This is a genomic window from Chryseobacterium phosphatilyticum (assembly GCF_002899825.2).
Lineage (GTDB): Bacteria > Bacteroidota > Bacteroidia > Flavobacteriales > Weeksellaceae > Chryseobacterium > Chryseobacterium phosphatilyticum.
The window spans coordinates 106,300-129,364 of sequence record NZ_PPED02000006.1; the positions used below are offsets into that span (position 1 = coordinate 106,300).

Sequence of the window (23,065 nt, forward strand, 5' to 3'; positions counted from 1 at the left end):
TTAATTTTTTAATTGGAAAAATAAATGTTCAATGCTTTAATCACGCTTTTCACATTGGTGTTTGGATAAAATCCGGAACTGTTGATGCAATTTATTTCAACAATTTTCCAACCTTCATTTGTCAAACAAATATCCATGACAAAAGCTTCTTCAAGATTAAAAAGTCTGATCATTTCATTAGCGAAACTCAATCCGTCTTCTGAAACTTTTTTTTCAAAAGGAGCATCATCATTAAATTTATAATAACCTCCATCAATAATTTGTCCTCCAACAATCCAAAGTCTTGCTTCTTTTATCGTTCGTTTTGCTTCAGAAACCTGGATCAATGAACCTTCATTTATTCTATTATTTTGAGATTCCAGAGCTTCAAATACAAAATCTTTCCAATCTGCTTCCGTGAAAACTTTTCCTGTAAAAATTTTTGCTTCATTATATGGTTTAATGAATTTTATTTCATCTTTTTTCCAATTTAACTGCCCGGAAATTGTATGAACAGAAATATTGCAATTAAGAAGATTTTCACCATAATACTTTGAATAAACTTCATACAGATGATTTCCTCCGTAAAAAGAACCCGGAAACCAATCTTTATTTTGTTTTGCCAATCTTGCAATCGTCACCGAACCATATACAAAAACATCTTTCCTATCTGTTTTAAAATCTATTTTTTCTGCGGCAGAAGGAATATTAATGACTTCATAATCAATATTCAATTCTTCCAATGCATCAAAAATTTTATAATGATCCGGATCTAAATACACATTAGCCTGAAGTAGAAAATACATGGTTACTTGTTTTTTAAGGTTCTTTTATTAATTTTTTAATGGTAGTTGGAAACTGGATGGAAGAGGTTCATTTTCATATCCTTAAAAACTTCCGGCTTCAATCATCCTGCTTCCAACTTTATTACACCATCATATCAGCACAATTGGAACTTGCAAAGGCAAAAGGTTTTGCTTTAAATACATACCCCATTCCGAGAATGTACCCCATGGCATCTTTCAAAGCCACATTGGATTTAAAATCCGGATCGGTATTAATGTCTGCGTGTACCTCCATTTCTACTCCATAAGTGTCCAATACAGAACAGATTGCGTATGCAATTTCAACAGATTTGTTGACCTCGTTCAGCATTCGCTCCTTGATACTGATACTCTGTATTTCTCTTTCTTTTCTGATAAAGGTAAACGCTCCTTTTCCCTCACGAATAAATACTACTGCCGTAGCATAATTAATAGCATCTCCGTATACATGAGAGTCTGATCCCACACATACTTTCAGACGATGTCCGTTTGCCTGCTCGCGAATGATGGCTTCTTCTACCAGCTGTGTGATAGAGTGATGGAAAAATTTTCCATTCATATTCTGCCATGTTTGTTGTTGCGTTTCCATTTTTTCTACATACTTTAATTTATAATTGATACATAATTGTTAATACATGATAACCTGTTGCTATATTCCAGCCTCTGGTTTCTATTTTTGCACTCCGAACCGGACTCGAACCAGTACCATCAGTTTTGGAGACTGAGATGCTACCATTACACTATCAGAGTAAATTGTGTTAATTCATCAGGACTCGAACCTAAACTCCAAGAATCAAAATCTTGTGTGCTCGCCAATTACACTATGAATCAATTTGATGAGCAATAAGTAATATTAAAATTATACCTGATAACCTGTATTGTAATTATTACTCATTGCCTGTTACCTATTATATTCTGCGGAACAGACAGGAATTGAACCTGTACCTTTAGTTTTTCAGACTAACGTGCAGACCTTCTACACCACTCTTCCGGATTTTTATAAGTAATGATTAATATGACTATTATTCCCCCCAGTGATTACTCATTACTTATCATTCATGTTTTGGTACGGGAAGAGGGATTCGAACCCCCAAAAGCTTGATCCTAAATCAAGAGTGTCTACCATTCCACCATTCCCGCAGTTTTATGAATAATGAGTAATTTGGTAATAGATAATATAGCTCCCATCCTTTTATTACACAGCATTCATTGTTTTAAAAGTAAAGGCTGTCTGTATTTTTATTGACTAAAGATCTTCTGCTCTTGACAGCCCTTTTCTCTTTTCTTCATTTTTTTTGAATGGTAACCGGCCAATTTATTTTTCAAAATTTGAACTTTCATGGTATTATTATCAATTTAAGATTGACCGGTCCATTCATATCCAGTACTCTATAAGGGAATCGAACCCTTGTTTTCTGCTCGAAAGGCAGGCGTCCTTACCGTTAGACGAATAGAGCAAAAACCAACTGACTGGGAATCGAACCCAAACAACAAGAGTACATTTCCTGCATGCTGCCGTTACATTATCAGTGGCATAGTGGAAGTAGTAGGATTCGAACCTACTCAGTGATGAAACAACAGATTTTAACTCTGTATTTTCATTTTTTAAGGAATCGTTCAATCCGTTCCTCATGTCAGTCTGCCCCAACTCTCCGACTTTGATGTACTTCCATTTTCACGAGGAATTAGTAGTTTTTCTAATTTCCCGGCGGAGCAAATAAAGCTTGTCTTAATTTTTTTTGTTTGATATAAGAACTTCTATGCCCGACAAGCTTGTATTTTTCTCCTGAACTAATCTCATTTTAGTTATTTGAGATGGTTATGGGATTTAAACCCACTCAGTTTACACAACGGTTTTGCAGACCGCCCCGACTCTTCCACTTCGGCGAACCATCAGATGATAAATGATGACTGATACATATTCAATGATCATCATTATTTTTTTTCTTTTAAAAAAAAGCCTGTCTGTATTTTATTAAAGACCTTCTGCGCTTGACAGACTTTTCTTTTCTAATAAAGGATATTTTATAAGAGAAATCTTCTACTTCCTCTTTTTACATTTAATTAGATAATAATGTGGAGAAACAAAAGCTTGTCTGTGTTTTTTGTGTTTGGCGTAAAGATCTTCTGCTCTTGACAAACCTTTATTTTCCTCCTGAAACAATTAACATTTAGTTATCTGCGATTTCGGAAAGATTCGAACTTTCGACTTCCGGTTTAACAGACCGACGCTCTGCCATTGAGCTACAAAATCATTTTAATTGGTGAATAAGTGAATGGGTAATCCGCCTGGCTGTCAATTTTCAAATTTACTTGCGAAGCAAGATTCACCATCAACTTATTTTTTTTTGTCTGGAAAATAGGGTTCGAACCTATGACCTCCCGCGTCCAAGGCGGGTAAACAACCACCGTTATCTTTCCAGTTTTACAGATTCACATTATTATTCTTTTCCGGGAGACAGCCGGAACTTAATTCATTAATGAATCTTTGCGGTCTATGCGAGAATCGAACTCGCAGTGCCCAAGAGACAGTCGGGCAGGTTAGCCATTACCTCAATAGACCTTTTTGTGATTCCGAGAGGGATCGAACCTCTAACCCTGGGTTTAGAAAACCCATACTCTATCCCATTGAGCTACGGAACCGTTGGTAATCCCAGAAAGATTTGAACTTTCAACCCCCGGTTTAAAAGACCGGTGCTCTAACCATTTGAGCTATGAGATTTTTTGTAATCCCAGAAGGACTCGAACCTTCAACCTTCGACGTATCAGGTCGATGCTCTAACCAATTGAGCTATGGGATTTTATACTTTTGGGGTATCTCCGGGGATCGAACCCTGTTCTCCGGTTCCACAGACCGGCGCTTTACCAAATAAGCTAAAGAAACCATAAAAAAAGCGCCTCTTTTCGGGAGGCGCTCTATATATTTTTACGTAAAAGATCATTAGCTGACCCACGTATATAAGCACCTTTTATCCACAATTTCACGATCAAGAATACACAGACTTACTGCCGGCTTTGGTCCGAATAGTCTTGAGTACTGATTGAATATGTTGTGTAATTGTTTCATTTTATTTTTTGTTTGTTTTTAAATTATTTTTTTTGTGAATCCTGAAAACCTGTTGCTTTCAATTTTCGGTTGCAAAGTAAATATGAATTTTTGAGACCACCAAATAAATTTTATAATTAATTAATTGAAAATCAATAATTTACGACACAAATAAAGCGTAAGGAATAAGTGTCCGCATTATCTTGCAGATACTATAATTACCTAAATGACTGTCTCTCATCGGGTTGCTTATCACTCTATTTTATCGTATTAAAGTTTCATTGTTTATTAAAAAATTTTCATGTTTATGGTTATTTTTTTTCATTCTAAATAATTTCTGACCTAAAAAACAAAAAACGCCTCGAAAAATCGAGGCGCTTTTGCAATATTTTGATTAATTTTTTACGAGTTTACAGTAAATAATTTCCAAAGTCAGCACATTTCGCCTCATTCCATATCATCTCATCATATCCGAATAATCCTTTATTCGAAGGACTTTCGCATAGTTCTGCATTGATATGTGCTCTTTGTATTGTCATAATTTTCTGTGGCAAAGATAAATCTTTTTTGTTATTGTTTTATAATTTGTCCAGGAGGAGAATATGAAACATGGCCTTAATAGAGTATTTTTTAAAGTTTACATGGTCTGAATTTCAAATTCAAAGCTTATTTTAAAAGTGATTATTTTGAGGGATCAGAATAGATAACATGAAACTGATGTTTGATTTCTTTACGGAAAACATCAGGTTTTGGCTAAAGCCAATACGACATGACGATTTCTGATGGAGGCTGGGCTAAAGCCCAACCCTATTAATGGTGATATTCGGATGAATAACAGCTATAACTAATGGCTGTTTAAAGACAAGATCTTTTATCTTTTATCTTTTATCTTTTATCTTTTATCTTTTATCTTTTATCTTTTATCTTTTATCTTTTATCTTTTATCTTTTTACTAATTTCTAAACATCCTATTTCTTCCGGTCTTGTATCTTGAGATATCTTTTAAAATAACTTCATCATCCGGGTTGAAATATTTTAATTCGTTGACAATCTCTGAGCGGCTTTCTACTTTTTCTGCAATAATTTCATAGGCTATGTTTCGGGTAACGGCTTGAAGCTTCGGATCTTTTTTAAACTCATACTTCATGGCATCCAGATAAATAAGTTTTTTGAAAAGAGGAGTTTTTTGGTAGAGGTCACGAATTTGTGTTTCCAATTCTTTAACATCAGAGATATTGGCAAAGTAGTTATTCAAACAGTTGAAGGCATCTTTATTTTCTTCCCAACCTTTCAATAATACTTTTTGGGCTTCTTCTGTATTCTCCATTTTCTTCCGGTACAGTAAAGAAGCTTTCACCATTTGATTATTTGATATATAGTCATCAGCAACTATTTGATAATAAGTATGGGCATTTTCCAGCTCATTAATTTCTTTATAGAGGTCTCCTACTTTCTCCTTCTGTTCCATTTCTTTATAGAGTTCAATGGCTTTTTTATACTGTTTAGCTTTTTCATAACAGTTTGCTGCATCAGATTTATTTTTTAATTTTTTTAGATACACGACAGCAGCTTCATTATAAAAACCTCCATCTTCCAATGTTTTGGCTCCTCTGTAATGATCCTGAAGTAGATTCATATAGACCTTTGCAGCCTTTTTATACTCTTTTTCGGCTATATATTTTTCAGCAAGCTCTTCATACTTGCTTCGGATCTTATCAAATAATGATGTTTCCAGATAGAAATTTCCCCCACCACCAGCTCTTCTTCCTGAATTTCTTTGATTCTGTTCTTTGTCCTTTAAGGCAGCAATCACCATAAGAATAATAAAGGCTACAATAAGAAAAATAATCAAGGTTCCTACAACACTCCAGAAGCTCTCATGGAACAGTTGCGCTACGATTCCGATGATCTTAAACATGGCCAGCAATACGAATGCCGCCATAAATTTGTCTATAAATTTCTGTCTATTCATCATCTTCTGAGTTTAAAATTGTTTTATCTTCTCTGAACAGACGATAAAGGAGTAACATTACCCCAATCACAAGTACCCATACAAACCAGTTGTAGCCAAACATTTTCACCAATGGATAAAAAAGATAGACCAACATGGCAACAAGTATTGCAATCAGCAGAAACTTTATCCAACCCGGTACATTATCTCCCCCAAGATTAAAGAATTTACCTTTTGCTATAAATGAATATATTCCTACAGCTCCAATCATGAATATAACCAGGTAGAGGATATCTGAAACCGGAGGATCTTCATTTTTCACACCTGTGCCGGTATCAATTCCGGTAACTTTTGAATTTTTACCATAATATCGGGAAGGATCAGAAAGGTCAATGGTGCCGTAGAGTCTTCCCAGCGAATCTTCTATAAGGGCTTTTCTTTTCTTTAAAAGATATTTGACGACCTCACCATTTACAGGTTTTCCTTTGGTGTATTGTTTCAGTGAATCTGAAATTTTACGTTTTAAATTCTCTGTTTTTTCTTCAACATGTTTTTTAATTCTTTTGGTATAAATGATTTTAAGTGAATCCCGGCTCATCTGCTCTTTACTCCCAAGTTTTTCAATATCAATTCCTATTTCACCTACATTCCTTCCTCCGGATTTTTTATATTCTTTCTTTTCTTTTTCATTTTTAGCTTCCATCATACCTGCAGTAAGAAGTTCATTCGACAAACCTCTTCTTTTCTGGAAGTACATAGAATCTATTTTCTGGTCAATCTCAGAAATTCCGGATTGGAAAGCAATCATATCTGACGGTGCTTTTACAGCATCTGTCAAAACAGTTCCCGAAGATCTTTTAGTTTCCTCCTGACCGGATTTATTTTTATCTGAGGGTAATACAATCTTTAAAACAATAGCTATTGCAATCACAGCCCAGAATATCTTACGAAAGTTTCTGGTACCGGCTGTTTCCGGCTTCCCCTCTGAATTAACACCAAATAAGCCTTCCAGCCAGGTAAATTTTGCAAAACCATCTCCTCTGGAGGCCCCCATGATATCAAGAGGAACACCAAGTTCTATTGCTCTCTCAGGGTATTTTTCAATATATTTTAAATACTTTTCAATTTCTTTTTTATTTCCTGCCATTACTTTTTTAAGATCAAACGGCAGATTATTCATCCATTCCTCTTCGGTTTTTCCCGGTTGTAATGTTTCAAGAACTTTCTCGTCGTCCATTTCAACGGTATAACTTTCTATCTTTTGAGGAATTTTAACGCCATTTAACGGCTTTCTGATCGTCTCATTTATTTTTCCGGGATCGTGAATGAGTGCCATCCAATCTATGGATTCGGATAGTTTAAACAATCCAAACTCAGGATGCATTATGATGAAAGAGGCATCAAGCTGTTGCCAGTCTTCGGGATTAATCCGGGGATAAAATATAGTATTCTCAGGGATAAAAAGTCTGTCGTCTACACACTGAAAATAAGCATTTCTCCCAATTTCCCGGGGTGTATGATCATTAAAAATAAGAAAACATCCGTACAAAACATTGGGTTCGTTGGCAGGAACAGCGTATGATTTTACATGGATAAGGTCAATACCTAGTATTTCCATTTCCTGAAGCCAAACCATAGGTGAAGAGCCTTTAATTAAAAGCCCTTTTTTAGGATAATTATTTTTAGGAAAAGGTTGTATTCTAAGCTCCATAATTCAAAATCTGCTCTATAAATGGCTTTAAAAACCGGTCACACATTTCATCCATTGTTTTTACTTTCAGCAAAGCATGTTCCGGAAGATAATATTCTGATCCACCAAATTCAGTGTAGGTAGCCAGAGCCAGAAACCCGTTGGCTGTAGAGGGGATATAAAATTCTTCAATGCTTTTGTTACTGCTTCTGAAAGTAAGCATTCCACGGGAATCTGTGATAATTTCACTTCCGTCGGGAAAAGTAAATTTATTTTTATTCCTTTCAGCAAAAAAGGCGATTTCAAACTTATTTTTAGAGAAATTTAATGTATTCTCGGAAGCACTGAAAAGTTTGTTTCCTGAAATGACAAGATCATGATATTTATTGATCCCGATTCCGTTAAAGTTGTTGATCATTTTCAGCCCACTCCTATTCAGTTTGGCCACTTCTGCCTGTGCTTTCGCATTGTTTTTTTCAATTTCTTTATCTTTATGGGAGATCATTTCTACCGAAATTTTTCCGTCTATATTTATTTTGTAGATAGAATCGCTTCCGGGATCATGCAGATAAAAACTTTTCCCAAAATAAATCAAATTATAGGATTCCGGAATATGCAATCCGGTCACATTCTGCTCTGAATATTCTCTTGTATTTAAATTCAGCTTGGAAATTAGCTTTTGATCATATTGATACTGACACAAAATGAAATGTTGCTGTTTATTTTTTGCCAACGCAAATTGTCCTCTGGGTTTTACAGAGATATTTTCAAATAAGACTTCACAACCATGGTAGGTTTTATAGTAATCATATGAGTGTCTGTCGTAATAATTATCTGAGAGGTAGGTTTTCAGCAGCTGTTTTTTGGAGCTGAGGATATAGAATTCACCTTCATATAAAAACTGTTCTATTGTATTGATTGGTGTTGGAAATAAAATAGGATAGTTTTGCGGAAGATCAGTTTTCTTTCCATTACCCTGATCTGCTTTATATTTCTGTTGTGGTGGATTAGACCATAATTCTTTAAGAGGGAGTTTTATTTTCTGAATATGTTTCCTTGTCCCCAGATGATGTTTATAAAAATTAATCTCACCATCGGCGGCAGTTGTTACTAAAAACTTAAGTCTGTCCCTGTTCTGATGAACCACTTTCTGAACTTTTTCATCTTCCATATTCTCCGGATGGGTAATGAAAAACACTTCAATATCTTTTTCCGTGTGTTGTTCATTAAAGAATTTCTCCAATGCCTCTGATACTTCAAGAACAGGACTTACCTGATTAAGACTTTCAATAACTTCTTCTACTTTATTCAGAGAAATGGGAATTCCTGCCTGGCCTAAGGCAAAAACCTTACATTCTGAGTGTGCTTTCGGGTGTTTTATAACTGCTATAGCAGATGCAAATGCCAATGTTTTTGGTGTTCCCCAATTTCTCAAAGAAGTATCGATTAAAATTATTCTTTCAAAAATATTCTCTTCCGGCGGTATTTCTCTTTGGATGTACAGCACTTCATTATTGGCTACACGATTCATAAATACTTCATCATCATTGGCAAATTCCGAAAGAAGCATTCTGTGAAAATCTCCTTTATTGGCCATGTCAGATATTCCTCCGATAGGCTGTTCTCCGGGAGAAAGATGACGCATAGGAATTCTTAATCCGCTCCAGATTCTTTTGATGAGGCTTCCCACCTGAAAGGTTTTAGGCTCTTCAATAAGCTCTTTGATAAAATCCTGATCTGTCTCTGCTGTTGCTTCTTCCTGTACCACCTCATCATCGAGTTCTGGTTCTTCAATAAGCCCTTTCATTGCATCGATGATGGATTGAACGGTTGGAAACTTATCATTCAGATCTAATGCCGTTAAATCTTTATTTAGTACGGAAGGACCAGCATGTTGTTTTTCAGCGCTGATAGCTATCTGCTGTGGTCTTTTATAATAAACTCTTAAACAGGCATCGGCAAAGGAGGGAACTCTGTTATTCCCATTATTGAATACTGTTTGCAGAAGAATAATCCTGTTTTGTTTTTGTTTATATACTTTAGGAAGTAATTTTATTTTTTCCAGAAATTCAATTTGTTTTTCTGCGTCAAAATCAAAGTTTCCTACACTGTAAAAATCGGCTGTATGTCTTAAAGGGCCGGCAAAGTCAGTATATCCATCCTGCATAGCATATAAAACCATAAGCAATGCCCCGAATGGTGGCCACCCCATGGGTTGAAGTTCTTTTAAAATCTCCATCACATAAGGTCGGTATGCAATTGCGCCTACTCCCGGTACTGAAAGAAGGTTATTGTTGTGATATCCGGAATCACCGGGAACATCTTCATCGGTTTTCCATTCCCAGAAATAATTTTCATAGGCCTGGAAATAGGCCATTACTTCCATTCTTTTGATTTTAGGGTAAGACGAAAAGAACTTACAGACAGCGGTCGGAGATCAGAATTCTTTATGGAGAGATAACTTCCGCTTTCATCCCACATAAGCCATCCATCGGAATCTTTATTATATTTTTGTCGCAGGAATATGCTCATATTTTTAAATTCAAAATCAAACCCGGCAGGTAATAAATGACCATCTTTTACCCAGTAGGTTTTCCCCGGAAGACTCAATATCGGAGTTCCTATAAAGAAAGCATTGTCTCCTATCAATGTCCAGTTTATTTTTTCAAGTTTAAATTTGGGAAACTGTGCTATACTTTCTTTAATATCAGATATTTTACTTAACAATGCTATGACCGGCTGTTCTTCATTGCTTTCTTTTATATTGATCCTTACTTTTTCGTCAATTCCGAAATAATTTTGATTAGAGCCTGGAAAGCTAAGGCGCAAAGCTTTGTCAATCGGCGTCCAAAGAAGCCCGGTTCTCATTTTTTTACTGGGAACCAACGCATCTTTTTTAAACAAAAGTCCCTCACGAAGTTCGTACAAAAGAAAATCAGGTAACTGATGAATTTCCGGCGCTACGGCCTGCTCATCAGTAAAGCCTCTAAGCCAGATTGTCTCCTCTTCAACAGCTATGTGAACATTCTTCCAGTCTCTTACAGAGCCCAGAAAGTCTTCTCCGGTACGAGGTATTTCTGCCCAGAATTCTTTTATATGCTCTGAAGAATTTTCTGCCATAAGCTTTCAATTTCCTGCTGGATATATTGTTTCTGTTCTGGATTTCTGATCCAGTCACAACGGGTCTGCAGATATCTTAATTTATCTTTAATCACGTTCTGCTCTTCAAAACTCAATGTTCCTTGATTCCATTTATCTACAAGGATTTTCACATCTTTCATCACCTCCTCAGGATTGGGTGTCTTGTTCTGCATCGCCTGAGGATGGGAATTGGGATGATCATCTTTTTCAATGGTTCTGTTAATAATTCCTTCCAGAATTTCAATCTGTTCTTCTGTGTCCCAGATATGCTTCAATACCCAAAGATCAGAAAGAACGGCTTCATTTCTTCCACAAATTAAAGCGCTTGCTGCAATAAGATTCTGAAGCTTCACTGCTCTACGGTCCGAAATATTAATTCCTGTATTTCTAAGACTCATAATGGTATTCAGGTAGACTTCATAGATGGGTTTAAGATTTATTGTTCTGCAAAGTTTCTGAAGTTCTCTTATCTCGTCAGCATGAATTTCCGGTGCTATGGTTTCTTCTTCATTTTCAAGCTTTCTTCCGGCTAAGAGTACTTGCTGCAATAACTCAGGATTTACATAATCGACATTGATTCGTATCAAAAAACGGTCAAACAGTGCGTTCAAAGCCTCATCTTCGGGAAGCACATTACTGGCTCCCACAAACATCAGAGCCGGTAGTTGTTTTGTTTCTTTTCCTCTTTTGAAAATCTTCTCATTAAGTGCCATAAGAAGTGAATTCAGGATAGCCGAGTTGGCATTGAAGATTTCATCAAGAAAAACCATTGAAGCTTCCGGCATCATGCCTTCGGTATTGGTCAAAAGTTCCCCTTCTTTCAGTTTTCGGATATCAAAAGGGCCAAAAATTTCATTAGGTTCTGTGAAGCGGGTCAACAGGTATTCAAAGTTTTTACCGTCTTTTACCGTTTTTGACAATGTTCTTACAATAGCTGATTTTGCAGTACCCGGAGGGCCATACAAAAAAGCATTTTCTCTTGCCAGCAGGCAAATTCCCAACAAGTCTACTACATCATTTTTGCCTACAAAAGTATCTTTTACGTAGTTGAGGGCTGTATTAAATTTATTGATATTCTGAGTCATTGATTTTCTTCAGTTATTATTTTTAGTTCTCTCCAGAATGCGTCTTTATGCATTCCAAATTCTGCTACAAGCAGTTTATTAATCAATGGAATTTCGGCGAGTTTATAATCTCTTTTTTCAACAATTCTCTCCAGATATAATTTCCGATAGGTATTGTCTTCGAGCTCTTTTTCCCAGTTGACATCCTTCAGATCCAAATCATACCCAATCCCGGAATAGTGGAACTTCGTCAGGATATTTTCCAGCATTTTAATCAGGACATCTTCCGGATCTGTGGAATATAAAGCTATTATGATTTGTGGTAAAAATCTCAATGATAAATCTGCTGAAAGGATTTCGGAAACATCTCTTCTCCCCTTAAATACAGTAATAAGATCATTAATATCTTTCTCTGTATTTTCCCTGATCACATACAATTGAGCACTGTAATACAGTACCTTTGCTGCCCAAACTGCTGCCTTTGTGTTACAGATGACCTTATCAGATAAAAATTCCAGCCTTTCTTTTTCAAATTCTGTTTCAAAATACGCCGCCGCATCTTCTTCCTCTTGTATTGAAATTTTCAGCAAGTTGGAAAAAAGTGTAATGCATTCGTTGTTACGAAGCAGGAAGATTGTATCTAGAAATGGTGATCCGGTTTCCATCATCTAACAAAAATAAAATTATTTCGTTGAGAATAAAATTTTTAAGGAGAGGATTCATGTTAAATCTGGTCTTCTTTGTCATTATTGGTGGAATTTGATCTATAAATCGTACAAATGACTTGAACTTAAGCCTTATAGGTATAAAGTATCTTTTTTTATATTTTGCTGACTACGCAGATACCAGAAAACAAAAAAGTCCGCCTTGACAAGGCGGACGGGTTAGGCAACTATTTCGATGATATTATTTTCCGGATCGAGAATAACGCTTTCATAATAGCCATCTCCCGTTGTACGGGGCTCACCGGCAATCGTATATCCATCTTTTCTCAGGAGATTGGTAAGTTCATCTACTTTTTCTTTACTTCCTGTCGAAAATGCCAGATGTATGATTCCAAACCGTGGGGAATCGTATGAATTTCCACTGTCTTTAATGTCCGGTTTAGTCATAATTTCAATGCGGCTACCGTCATCAAAACTCAGAAAATAAGATTGAAAGTTTTTAATGGGATTGTGATACTTCTCATTGGAAATTGCTCCAAAATATTTCTGATAAAAATCTCTGGATTTTTCAAGGTCTCTCACCCAAATGGCAATGTGCTCAATTTTCATTTTTAAATTTTATTGATTGAATTCTGCAAAAATAAACGACCTGATTCCTCAGTACCTGCTCTCTGTTATTGCATTCTTATTCTGCATTTACCACTTTAATTTTTGTGGAAAGAATATGATTTTTTTAAAAGACCAGGAATATGATAGTATTTAAAATATTTATTCCGAACATCTTATGTTTTTTTTAAATCAGAGACAGCTTCCTTGTTTCACTCATCGTAATAATGGCCACAATCTAAAAGTTATTATCTTTGCGACAGTCAAAATAAAATTATGAGTATTCACATCAGTGCCAACAAAGGAGAAATTGCCAAAGTAGTATTACAGCCGGGGGATCCGCTTCGTGCACAGTACATTGCTGAAAATTATTTAGAAAATGCCGAACTGGTAAGCAAAACCAGAGGAATATTTTATTATACCGGTCTTTACAAAGGTAAGGAAATTACTGTAGGAGCTAGTGGAATGGGCTTTCCGAGTATCGGGATCTATTCTTTCGAGCTATTTACGGAATATGAAGTAGAAACGATCATCAGAATCGGAACTTGTGGTGCTTATAATACAGATCTTAAGCTTTTTGATATTTTAAATATCGAAAATGCCGCAAGTGAAAGTACTTATGCTAAGTATGCATGGGGAATTGAAGATGAAATTCTTCCTCACCAGGGAAATATCTTCAACACCATCAATGAAACGTCTAAGGAATTATCATTAAATGCAAAAGCAATCAACATTCACAGTAGTGATATTTTCTACAGAAAAGATCCTGCTACTCCTGAAATTGCTACAAAATACAATTGCCCGGCAGTAGAAATGGAAGCTTTCGGATTGTTTGCGAATGCACAACACTTAGGAAAAAATGCAGCGACAATTCTTACGGTGACCGACATTATTCCTACTCACGAAAAAATCTCTGCTGACCAAAGAGAAAAAGCCTTGAACCCAATGATGGAACTGGCTTTAGAATCAGCCATTAAAAGTTTGTAAAAAAGCCAAGAGGCCGGGCATCTCAACGCCCGAGGCAAATTTGCTATAAAAAAAGAGCTTTACTTTATCAGTAGAGCTCTTTTTTATATTCTGAAAAATTGTCTGGCGGTTTCTGTTGTTTCGTCTGCTACTTCAGAAATGTCTATCTTTTTTAAACGGGCAATAGTTTGTGCAACATAAGGTAAAAATGAGGGTTCATTTCTCCTGTTCTGAGTTCTGGGTATATTCTTTGGAAGCATAAATGGTGCATCGGTTTCAATCATCATTCTGTCGAGTGGAACGTACCTGATTACATCTTCTAACTGTTTAAATCTTCTTTCATCACTTATTGCTCCGGTGAACCCAAGGTAATATCCTTTATCCAGATATATTTTCGCTTCATTCAAGGTTCCGGTGAAGCAATGTACTACTGCTTCCGGTAACTGAGAAAGGTATTCATCTGTAATTTCATTAAATCTTTCAAAGGCAGCTCTTTCATGCAGAAAAAGAGGCTTATCAACTACTATGGCCAGCTCCAGCTGTGCTTTATAACATTTTTCCTGAACGGATCTTGGAGAAAAATCACGATCAAAATCCAATCCACATTCGCCCACTGAAATAACATGATCCTGCTTCAGCAACTTTCTAAGTTCATTAATACTTTCATTATTAAAAGACTTGGCATCATGGGGATGAATCCCTGCTGTTGAAAATAAAATATCCGGATATTCTCCTGCTATTTTTGCAGATTCTTTGCTTCCTTTTACACTAGTTCCGGTGAGAATCATATGCTCTACACCATGGTTCAAAGCCCTGTTGATAATTTCGTCGTGTTCATTATAGAACTGTTTATTGGTCAGATTAATGCCAATGTCGATGTATGTATTCATTTTTAATATTGTTTTTTATCGTGGCAAAATTACCGAGTTGATGCGCAATCTTTTTACGTTGTTCTCCAATTATTCATTGATGAATTTTTCAAGAAAACCAATCAGTTTTGTTCCACCATGGCTCCAACGGATTCCATGTCCTTCTTTTTCCCTGACTTCAAAGACAAGTTGATGTTTATAATGAAAGAAAACATTCCACCAGGTGGCATGTTCAAGGATATCATTGATTTTGGCCATCACTTTTTCCTGCTTCTCCTGGTTGTTTCCTTTCACTTCACCCCAGAAATTATTATGCATTCTTCCGGTATGTTTTTCCCACGCTCTTTGGGCGATGGTAATTTCATTGTTAAAAGGTTCACTACAAGCTTTGATCAAAATAGAGTTAAGAGGAGGAACAGCAGTTTCATCACGGATACTTGCAGAGGTCAGCCTTTGCCCTAATACAACAAGCCAGTCTTCAAACGGAATTACTTCTAAAAGCTGTGCTTTTACCTCATCAGATTGATTATTTTCAAGAATAGATATAAACTTTCCAAAGACTTCCTCCCTGTTGATTTCTATTTCTTCGTTGAAATAAGGCTGATCATATTTGAGGGTATTGTTTTTAAATTTTTTGAGATTCTCTTCCAAACTTTCCAAATGTTCTTTTGCTAAGACAGCCTGGTATTTTTCTATCCAGGAATTTGAAATAAATGGAATATATTTTTCAAACAGATTCATTTTTAATATGTTTTTAGCAGATTAACTGGCGGGCTTTCTTCTTCGATCAGATATCCGATGAGATTAAACCACTCTTTGCAATGATCGAGAATCCATGCATCTGAGGAGATGATAATTTCTGAGCTTTCCACTAAGAATTTATCAGGATTATATTGCAATTCTGCTTCCCAGTTAAGATTATTTTCTCTGCTAAAATCAAGAATAATCTGTTTTATTCTCCCACTGTTGGAAACGGGTTGATCGAAGACCCAGATTAACTTTTGAATTTCATTTTTTCGATAAAAAGCCTCAACAAGCTCAATCGCTTTTAAGGTCTGATTAACTCTTTTATAAGTACCGTGTACCTCCGAAAGATCACGAAAACATCTATCTAACCCTTCAAAAATATAGGCTTCAGAAAGTAAACTTTCCAGCAGGATCAAAACATTGAAACCATCAAGATAAACTGTTTTCCCTTTTAAATCTGAAGCTTTCTGCTGTTTTGATTTTCTTTGGTACAACTGCTGCTCAGATGCTGACGCTCCCCTTACCGCTTGTATCTGTCTGGGTTTTAACCTATATCGATGTCCTACCAGCACAGATGCAGATTTCTCCGGATATTCTCTTGTCAGCAAATAATGCATATCCTGAACTGCCAGCCTGAGTTTACCGAGCTGTTTCTCTGAGCTGAATAAAGTATCATCACCGGTGTTCTTCCCTCGATTTCTGCTATTCATATTCAAAAATAGTTTTTTAGAAAGATATGAGAAAATACAGGAAGTTTGAAGGGAGAAGATGGAGCTTTGTATTTGAAACTGAAATTTCTATTCCTCGTTGGCGATAAAATCCAGACAAAATTATTCTTTTCAAACATGAATGTCTCCTTACTTCACAAAAACCAGCATCTTTTACAGGTTTAATAAAACTAAAGATGATGAGTTATATTTTCTACAACAAAAGAGATATTTTGTACAAAGTTCGAAACAGCAATAAGGGATATGTTTGCAAAATACTTAAAAATACTCTTATGAATACCCTGAAAAAATTATGTTATTTATCTGCTGCAGTACTCTTATCAGCATCTTTTGTATCATGTTCAAATGATGATAATGAAATTAGTATTGAGCAACAAACTCCTTCACAGGTTTTATCTTCTACCCCATGGGAAACCACCGGAGCTAAAGATAAAAATGGGAATAACGTTGCACTAACAGATGGCAGCGTTGCCGGATATGTAGGTTTCGCCTACTTCAAAGCTAATGGGAATTTTTCTATTTATGGTCTGAATGATGTTTTGAGATCTATGGGAACATGGTCAGTGGATGCGCAGGGAAAGACCAGAACGATTTCATCGCTGAACCCTGATGGGACTACTATTTTCAGCCGTGACGTTGAAATTCTTGTTTTAAACAGAAATGAATTCACCTATAGAATTCGTCCTAATTCTGCTGATCCGTCTGTTTATTATGATATCATCCACACAAAAACGTCTCATGCCGAGCCAGGTAATGGTCAGCTTACATTGGCTTCTACGCCTTGGGAAACAACTGGTGCTAAAGATAAAGACGGAAATACCGTGGCATTAAATGACAGTAATGTATCCGGCTATGTGGGATACTCTTACTTCAAAGCCAATGGAACTTTTAAAATTTTCGGATTAAATGATGTTTTGCGTTCTGAAGGAACATGGTCTATTTCTCCTGATGGAAAAAAGAGAACACTTACTACCCCGACATTCACAAGAGTTGTTGATATTCTGGTGCTGAATGAAACGACATTTACCTACAGAATCACTCCTAATGCGGCAAACCCGGCAGTATTTTATGATATCATCCATACTAAGGTTAACCATAAGGAACCTGTATAGTATTATTTTTTGATCATAAGTAAAACCTACTCGATATGAGTAGGTTTTACTGTTAAATATATTCTTCCCACCATTTTTTCCAGGCCACATGATTAAGGGTGTCCAGATTTACTTTTTCCCCAATAAGCGGTAATGTAATGGGTTGATGGTTTTCTTCTGCATATTTTGATACCAGTTCCAATGGTTCATACCAGGTGTGTTGTGACAACTTGAACTTTGAATTGTGGACGGGTATAAAGTTTTTGGCTTTTAATTCCTGTACTTCTGTAATAATCTGATCCGGCAAAGAATGGATGTATGGCCATTTTTCATTGTATTGTCCGCATTCCATGACAGCCAGATCAAAGGGGCCATATCTATTTCCAATTTCGACAAAATGATCTCCATAGCCACTATCCCCTCCCAGAAATAGATTTTTAGTGGGGGTTTTTAATACGAAGGATGTCCAAAGGGAGATATTTCTATTTAATAATCTTCCTGAAAAGTGTCTTGCCGGAGTTAATGTCAAAGTAAATCCATTCGCAAGATCTATACTTTCCCACCAGTTTTTTTCAATGAACTTTTCAGGGTTCCATCCCCAATATTCAAAATGCTGGCCGGTTCCCAACCCGCAGATTACGGTACCCACTTTATTTTTTAGTCCCTGCACTGTTTTATAATCCAGATGATCCCAGTGATCATGGGAAATAAGAAGAAAGTCAATATCCGGCATATGTTCCGTTTTATAATAATCTGCACCCAGAAAAGCTTTTATAGAACCTGGCATTGGGGAGGCATTTCCACTAAAAACAGGGTCTATCAGAAAACGTTTACCATCAACCTGTATAAAATAAGAACTATGCCCGAACCATACCAGAACATTCTCTTCACGGGTGAGGTTTTTCAGGTCTGTTGTTACAAAAGGGAGAGTCGTTCGAGGGGATGTATTTTCAATTTTACACAGACTTCCCAAAAGTGCTTTGGTCATGCTCTCGCCTTCCAGTAAAGCAGGAGTATTTAGTATGTTTTGAAATTTCCCATAGGCGTAATTGGGAAGCGTATCGAAATATTCTTTTCTTTTTTCATCAGGGAATTGCCCGAGTTGCTTTACTAAATTCATTCTGATAGGATTATTTTACATTCTTACTCTCTCTTCTTCCAGATCAAGCCTTGTTAGATAATGTCTTATGTGTTCTTCATCTATGTTTATATTACGTCTGTTTTCTTCCCGAAGCCAGATTCGCTGCTGTTCTAATGCCTCAAAATACATTTTTTTTCCTTCATCAGACATTTTATGGATAGAGTCTTCTTTATCTTCTTGCTCCCAACGGTCAAGCATTTTATTGAAATACTCATTTTCACGTCTCCTTTCTCTGTAGTTTTCATTAAGATAATTTATGGCTACATGACGCATTCCTCTTCGTAAAAAATGTTCTGACTCTTCTTTCGAAAGATACCCGTCCTTTGAGTCGGATAAATTCAGTTTTTTGATCAATGTCGGTAATGTAAGTCCCTGAAGAATTAAGGTGACCAGAATAACCACAAAGGTAATAAAGAGAATGAGATCACGGTGTGGAAAAGGCTGCCCGTTTTCCATTATCACCGGGATCGATAAGGCAGCGGCGAGGGACACTACACCGCGCATTCCCGTCCATCCCATCAAAATGGGGGCTTTCATTCCGGGGCTCCTATCAGCGACGTTGATATAATTTCGCATCACCAATGTAGTAAATACAGCTCCAAAAGATGCCAGAAGTCTAACAACGATAAGTACGGCTGTAATCATAAGTCCATAAGTGATCGCTTCAGATAAGCTTATTCCTTCTTTTTGTAAGCCCAGCATAATTTCCGGAAGATCTAATCCAATTAATAAGAATACTATTCCGTTGATTAAAAATACAAAGCTCTCCCATACGTTGGAGCCTTTTAACCTTGATTCTGAAGTCTTGAAAATTTCATGTCTTCGGACGGAAAGAAACAATCCTCCACTTACTACAGCCAACACTCCGGAAGCATGAACCTCTTCTGCAGCAATGTACATTACATAGGGAGCAACCAGGCTTAGGATCGCATCCATATTAACGTCTGTAGGAAATATTTTCCCTATTTTCAAAAAGATATACGCTAATGCTACCCCTATTCCCAGTCCTCCGAAAATCATCCACCCAAAGCTTACTATTGCATCCTGCCACAGAAACTGCCCTGTAGCCACCGCTACCATGGCAAACCTAAATATAATCAGAGAAGATGCATCATTAAAAAGACTTTCTCCCTCTAAAACGGTAGACAAATTTTTAGGAACTTTTACAAATTTTAAAATAGCACCTGCACTCACAGCATCGGGTGGAGATACAATTCCTCCCAACACGAAGCCCAAGGCCAATGAAAATCCAGGGATATAAGAATTAGCAATAAAGGCAACTGATATGGCGGTAAGAAAAACCACAATGAAAGCAAAACTGGTAATAATCCGTCTCATTTTCCATATTTCCTTCCATGAAACGGCAAAAGCAGCTTCGTATAAAAGTGGTGGAAGGAAAATGATAAATATAAGTTCGGGATCAATTTTGATCGTCGGTAAACCGGGAATGAAACTGATCAGTAACCCGGCAATGACCAGAATAATAGGATATGCTACTTTTAAACGATTGGCCAGCATAATAGCACCAATGATTACCAGGACTAATCCTAAGTAATAAATAAAATTTTCCACCATTGTTTTTTCAATTAATTTTAAACCAAATTATGTCATTTTTAAGAAATAAAATTTCTTTTGCTTGGTTTTACCTTCAATAGAAAAATAAATATAAGCATTTGGTTCGGAAAATTTGCATTTTTTGATCTTATACTTTTATTATGATTTTAGCCATATTTTGAAATATCTTTTGCTCTTTTTTGACTAAAGCCTGCTCCTATTGATTTATTTTTCTTGTGGATCTCTAGCCCTGATAGAAGCGGTTACCCCGCAGTATGAGTCAGGGGGTCGGAGGAATTGAGCGTTGGAGTGCTTTGGCACGAGGAGTATGAGTGGATAGCAGGATCAAGCTTCTAAAAAATTAAAGAAAACGGTCTTTTTATCTGATACAAATTCAGCATTTTTATTTTATTTTTTTTACTATCTCATTTCACCAGCCATAGCATGAAAAAGGCTAGTGCTGTACCCAGAATCAACATCACTACAGCTGTACTCAGTATACTCTTCCAATACTGTCTGGCGTTAAATTGAAAGTTTTCAGGATGGATATAGAAATTATAAAATACGAAAGGATCTACTCTCAGGTCTGGCCTGAAATAAACAATACCCTGAATGAACTTCCTTCTGAGAGCTCTTGTATTTCGTGCATAATAGGTAAATCCCGGATCTATCTTGCCAAAATCAACTTCAACAACATCATCATTATACCGTAATGCCAGAATTTGTGTTTTTGCTTTGTAATGTAAACCTATATCATATACATCAGTGAGACCCCATCCCTGAATCTGACTGTAAAGAATTTCTTCTGTACTTCCATTTACTTTATAATAACGGAGTCCTTTATGATCTACCACAATTTTAGTCACTCTTTCTGCGAAGGCTTTTTTAGCCTTACGAAATATGCGATATCCGATGTAAATCAATGTCGGATAATATAATACAGCGAGTATGACAAAAACTATTTCATTACTGGACAACAGAAATGGAAATACCAGAAACAGTACAATAATCGTTAGTAAAAAAACAGGGGTAAAGATCCTGATCAGCCAGGTCATCATCCACCAGGGTTTAGATTCTAATGCTAAAAATTCTTTTTCTACTTCCTCTTGCATAGGCTTAAGATATGAAAAAAAAGGGATAAAAGCAAAGAAAAGAGCTACAGTGGCGCGCTGCAGCTCTATTTGTACAAAATTGAAAATAAGATATGAGTTTAAAACTATGATATAGTATGTGTTTTTTCAGTACTGGTAGTATAAGTTTCGGAAAAGACATTGTCTACAAACCTCCATTCTGCCTGAGAACTTCCTGTGGTAAATTTCACATGAAGATACCCTCTTTTATAAAGGTTGGCATAGTCCAGGTCATCAATCAGTACTGAAAATGCCTGAGCCAGTTCAATGGCTTTTGTAGGATCAGATGTAATTCCCAGGTAACCTTCTAATCCCGGAGAGGAAACCGAACTACAAGCGAGTTCTGTTCCGATGAAAGTTCCCTGTGCATTGGTTAGTTTACCGAGCCATGCATTGTGTGTATCTCCTGCCAGAACTACTACATTTTTTCCTGCCAGAATGGAATACAACTGTTCTCTTTCCATAAAATAGCCGTCCCAAGCATCGAGATTGTATGGTAACGTCGTTTTAATTCTTGCAATTTCCTGCGGGGTGAGGGTTGGATCCTGTTGTTTGTATCTTGTTTTAATGACAACCAATTGGGTCAATGTGGTCTGAAGAGCCTGCATTGTTGCGGGTTGCGCACTTCCATGTTGTTTTATTTCAGCCAGAATCCGGTTCAGTAACATGAGGAGTTCAGCAGGAACCATCATTTTGGTCATGAGGATCTGTTGTCCCAGTACTTTCCATTTTGCCGTATCTGCATTTATCTGAGAGCCAAGCCACGTCATTTGCTCATTTCCGATCAGTTTTCTGTTTGTGCTTAAAAAGTCTGTCTGAAATTGTGCCTGATTAAAATTTCCTGCACTATCCAGATAGTCTGAGTACTCCATTTGCTTGTCTCGTGCAATGACTCTGGTATCCATCATATAAAGAGATACTATATTTCCGAAATTGAAACTTCGGTAAATTCTCAGATCCTTTCCGGTTTTTAGAGGGATATACTCGCTGTATGCCTGAAAGGCTGCCATTTTTCTAGCCTGGAAATCTCCTTCGTCCGGCTGATGGTTTTCAGCTCCTGACTTATAGGTATCATTGGCAAATTCATGGTCATCCCAAACACAGATAAATGGCTTTTTCTGATGAAGCAGCTGAAGATTTTTATCTCCTCTGTATTGTCTGTATCTTTCTCTGTAGTCATCAAGGGTAAGAATTTCTTTAGCCGGCTTGTGGATTCTTCCCAGTGGGTTGGTATAAGGATTGGTTCCATATTGCCCTGGTGCATATTCATAGATATAATCTCCAAGATGAACCACCACATCTGCTTCAGATTGCGCAATGGCTCCATATACGTTAAAAAGTCCTGCGGGAAAATTAGAACAGGAGACGACAGCCATTTTCACCTCATTTACCGAATCCGATTGGGAAGGTAATGTCAATGTTTCACCAACAACACTTACTTCTTTCGTTGTTCCGTTATAAAATCTGTAGTAGTATTTTGTATGGGAAGGAATATTCTGTATATCAACAGCGATGGTAAAATCGTTAACAGCAGTTGCATTGGCCTTTCCTCTTCTTACCACCTCTGAAAAACTATTGTTCTTACTGATTTCCCAGGTAATTTCAGCATTAGCCCCTGCCGAATATCTTGTCCAGATAATCACTCCCGTTGCTCCCGGATCAAAACTGGCTACCCCTGATTCAAATCCTGAATTTTTCAATCCATCCGGAGCTGCGTCGACATCTCCGGTAAAATCATCACTACAGCTTTCGATGAGAGGAGCAATAAAAATTCCTCCGGCTGCCAGTAAGGAGTTTTTAAGAAATTTTCTTCTGTTGAGCTGGTTACTATTTTCCATCATTACTTTTTTTGCAAAGCAACGTTATCTGAGGA

Annotated in this window: 19 protein-coding genes and 12 tRNA genes; 2 read left to right on the top strand and 29 right to left on the bottom strand. The window is 36.7% G+C overall.

Annotation, left to right across the window (positions count from 1 at the left end; translation table 11 throughout):
- Positions 1-8 precede the first annotated feature (8 nt).
- The 22 genes from C1631_RS20605 to C1631_RS20700 form a co-directional block, all read right to left on the bottom strand.
- Complete coding sequence (locus C1631_RS20605; RefSeq protein ID WP_109713956.1) at positions 9-785, bottom strand: ATP-grasp domain-containing protein; 777 nt, start codon at positions 783-785, stop codon at positions 9-11.
- A gap of 121 nt (positions 786-906) precedes the next feature.
- The gene (locus tag C1631_RS20610; protein ID WP_103248099.1) at positions 907-1,392 is read right to left on the bottom strand and encodes a ribonuclease H-like YkuK family protein; all 486 of its coding nucleotides are present in this window, start codon (positions 1,390-1,392) and stop codon (positions 907-909) included.
- 90 nt (positions 1,393-1,482) lie between these two features.
- Positions 1,483-1,553 (bottom strand) — tRNA-Trp (locus tag C1631_RS20615).
- An 8-nt stretch (positions 1,554-1,561) separates the two neighbouring features.
- Positions 1,562-1,634, bottom strand: a tRNA-Gln gene (locus tag C1631_RS20620).
- A gap of 87 nt (positions 1,635-1,721) precedes the next feature.
- Positions 1,722-1,794 (bottom strand) — tRNA-Phe (locus C1631_RS20625).
- A gap of 73 nt (positions 1,795-1,867) precedes the next feature.
- Positions 1,868-1,943, bottom strand: a tRNA-Leu gene (locus C1631_RS20630).
- Between the two features lie 245 nt (positions 1,944-2,188).
- Positions 2,189-2,260, bottom strand: a tRNA-Glu gene (locus C1631_RS20635).
- A 725-nt stretch (positions 2,261-2,985) separates the two neighbouring features.
- Positions 2,986-3,057 (bottom strand) — tRNA-Asn (locus C1631_RS20640).
- A gap of 97 nt (positions 3,058-3,154) precedes the next feature.
- A tRNA-Pro gene (locus C1631_RS24215) sits at positions 3,155-3,226 on the bottom strand.
- Positions 3,227-3,294: 68 nt separating this feature from the next.
- A tRNA-Asp gene (locus tag C1631_RS24220) sits at positions 3,295-3,366 on the bottom strand.
- A gap of 6 nt (positions 3,367-3,372) precedes the next feature.
- Positions 3,373-3,446: transfer RNA gene (locus C1631_RS20645), tRNA-Arg, on the bottom strand.
- A gap of 2 nt (positions 3,447-3,448) precedes the next feature.
- Positions 3,449-3,525 (bottom strand) — tRNA-Lys (locus C1631_RS20650).
- Positions 3,526-3,530: 5 nt separating this feature from the next.
- Positions 3,531-3,604: transfer RNA gene (locus tag C1631_RS20655), tRNA-Ile, on the bottom strand.
- Between the two features lie 11 nt (positions 3,605-3,615).
- A tRNA-His gene (locus tag C1631_RS20660) sits at positions 3,616-3,688 on the bottom strand.
- A gap of 571 nt (positions 3,689-4,259) precedes the next feature.
- Positions 4,260-4,388 (bottom strand): hypothetical protein, encoded by a 129-nt coding sequence (locus tag C1631_RS20665; protein ID WP_047382249.1) that lies wholly within the window; start codon positions 4,386-4,388, stop codon positions 4,260-4,262.
- Between the two features lie 413 nt (positions 4,389-4,801).
- The gene (locus tag C1631_RS20670) at positions 4,802-5,824 is read right to left on the bottom strand and encodes a soluble NSF attachment family protein (RefSeq protein ID WP_228441398.1); all 1,023 of its coding nucleotides are present in this window, start codon (positions 5,822-5,824) and stop codon (positions 4,802-4,804) included.
- A complete protein-coding gene (locus C1631_RS20675; protein ID WP_109713960.1) occupies positions 5,814-7,511 on the bottom strand; it encodes a hypothetical protein in 1,698 nt (565 codons plus the stop codon). Before C1631_RS20675 ends, C1631_RS20670 begins: the two co-directional genes overlap by 11 nt.
- Entirely contained in the window at positions 7,501-9,876 is a 2,376-nt protein-coding gene (locus tag C1631_RS20680) for a hypothetical protein (RefSeq protein ID WP_103246696.1), read from the bottom strand. Before C1631_RS20680 ends, C1631_RS20675 begins: the two co-directional genes overlap by 11 nt.
- Positions 9,867-10,610, bottom strand: coding sequence for a hypothetical protein (locus C1631_RS20685; RefSeq protein ID WP_103246697.1), 744 nt, complete (start codon positions 10,608-10,610; stop codon positions 9,867-9,869). Before C1631_RS20685 ends, C1631_RS20680 begins: the two co-directional genes overlap by 10 nt.
- The gene (locus tag C1631_RS20690) at positions 10,583-11,716 is read right to left on the bottom strand and encodes an AAA family ATPase (protein ID WP_109713962.1); all 1,134 of its coding nucleotides are present in this window, start codon (positions 11,714-11,716) and stop codon (positions 10,583-10,585) included. The genes C1631_RS20685 and C1631_RS20690 overlap by 28 nt, the downstream gene beginning before the upstream one ends.
- Entirely contained in the window at positions 11,713-12,363 is a 651-nt protein-coding gene (locus C1631_RS20695) for a conflict system bpX4 domain-containing protein (RefSeq protein WP_228441401.1), read from the bottom strand. The genes C1631_RS20690 and C1631_RS20695 overlap by 4 nt, the downstream gene beginning before the upstream one ends.
- Positions 12,364-12,579: 216 nt before the next feature.
- Positions 12,580-12,969: a VOC family protein gene (locus tag C1631_RS20700; RefSeq protein WP_103246699.1), complete on the bottom strand. Its 390-nt coding sequence runs from the start codon at positions 12,967-12,969 to the stop codon at positions 12,580-12,582.
- 273 nt (positions 12,970-13,242) lie between these two features.
- Between C1631_RS20700 and deoD the strand changes: the two genes are divergently transcribed.
- Positions 13,243-13,953, top strand: coding sequence for a purine-nucleoside phosphorylase (gene deoD / locus C1631_RS20705; RefSeq protein WP_103246700.1), 711 nt, complete (start codon positions 13,243-13,245; stop codon positions 13,951-13,953).
- An 83-nt stretch (positions 13,954-14,036) separates the two neighbouring features.
- Here deoD and C1631_RS20710 read toward each other — a convergent pair whose 3' ends face one another.
- The 3 genes from C1631_RS20710 to C1631_RS20720 all read right to left on the bottom strand — a co-directional run bounded on the left by C1631_RS20710 (position 14,037) and on the right by C1631_RS20720 (position 16,258).
- Positions 14,037-14,822 (bottom strand): TatD family hydrolase, encoded by a 786-nt coding sequence (locus tag C1631_RS20710; RefSeq protein WP_103246701.1) that lies wholly within the window; start codon positions 14,820-14,822, stop codon positions 14,037-14,039.
- Positions 14,823-14,891: 69 nt separating this feature from the next.
- Positions 14,892-15,542, bottom strand: a complete 651-nt coding sequence (locus tag C1631_RS20715; protein WP_109713964.1) for a tRNase toxin domain-containing protein — start codon at positions 15,540-15,542, stop codon at positions 14,892-14,894.
- A 2-nt stretch (positions 15,543-15,544) separates the two neighbouring features.
- Positions 15,545-16,258, bottom strand: a complete 714-nt coding sequence (locus tag C1631_RS20720) for a DUF434 domain-containing protein (RefSeq protein WP_165828347.1) — start codon at positions 16,256-16,258, stop codon at positions 15,545-15,547.
- Between the two features lie 290 nt (positions 16,259-16,548).
- On the opposite strand from C1631_RS20720, the gene C1631_RS24395 reads away from it, so the two are divergent.
- A complete protein-coding gene (locus C1631_RS24395; RefSeq protein ID WP_228441404.1) occupies positions 16,549-17,388 on the top strand; it encodes a DUF4822 domain-containing protein in 840 nt (279 codons plus the stop codon).
- Between the two features lie 52 nt (positions 17,389-17,440).
- Here the strand turns inward: C1631_RS24395 and C1631_RS20730 are convergent, their stop codons facing one another.
- The 4 genes from C1631_RS20730 to C1631_RS20745 form a co-directional block, all read right to left on the bottom strand.
- Positions 17,441-18,487, bottom strand: a complete 1,047-nt coding sequence (locus C1631_RS20730) for an MBL fold metallo-hydrolase (RefSeq protein WP_103246704.1) — start codon at positions 18,485-18,487, stop codon at positions 17,441-17,443.
- 15 nt (positions 18,488-18,502) lie between these two features.
- Positions 18,503-20,083: a Na+/H+ antiporter gene (locus tag C1631_RS20735; protein WP_109713966.1), complete on the bottom strand. Its 1,581-nt coding sequence runs from the start codon at positions 20,081-20,083 to the stop codon at positions 18,503-18,505.
- A 404-nt stretch (positions 20,084-20,487) separates the two neighbouring features.
- Positions 20,488-21,174: a hypothetical protein gene (locus C1631_RS20740; protein WP_103246705.1), complete on the bottom strand. Its 687-nt coding sequence runs from the start codon at positions 21,172-21,174 to the stop codon at positions 20,488-20,490.
- Positions 21,175-21,278: 104 nt separating this feature from the next.
- Positions 21,279-23,030, bottom strand: coding sequence for an alkaline phosphatase D family protein (locus tag C1631_RS20745; protein ID WP_109713969.1), 1,752 nt, complete (start codon positions 23,028-23,030; stop codon positions 21,279-21,281).
- Between the last annotated feature and the right edge of the window lie 35 nt (positions 23,031-23,065).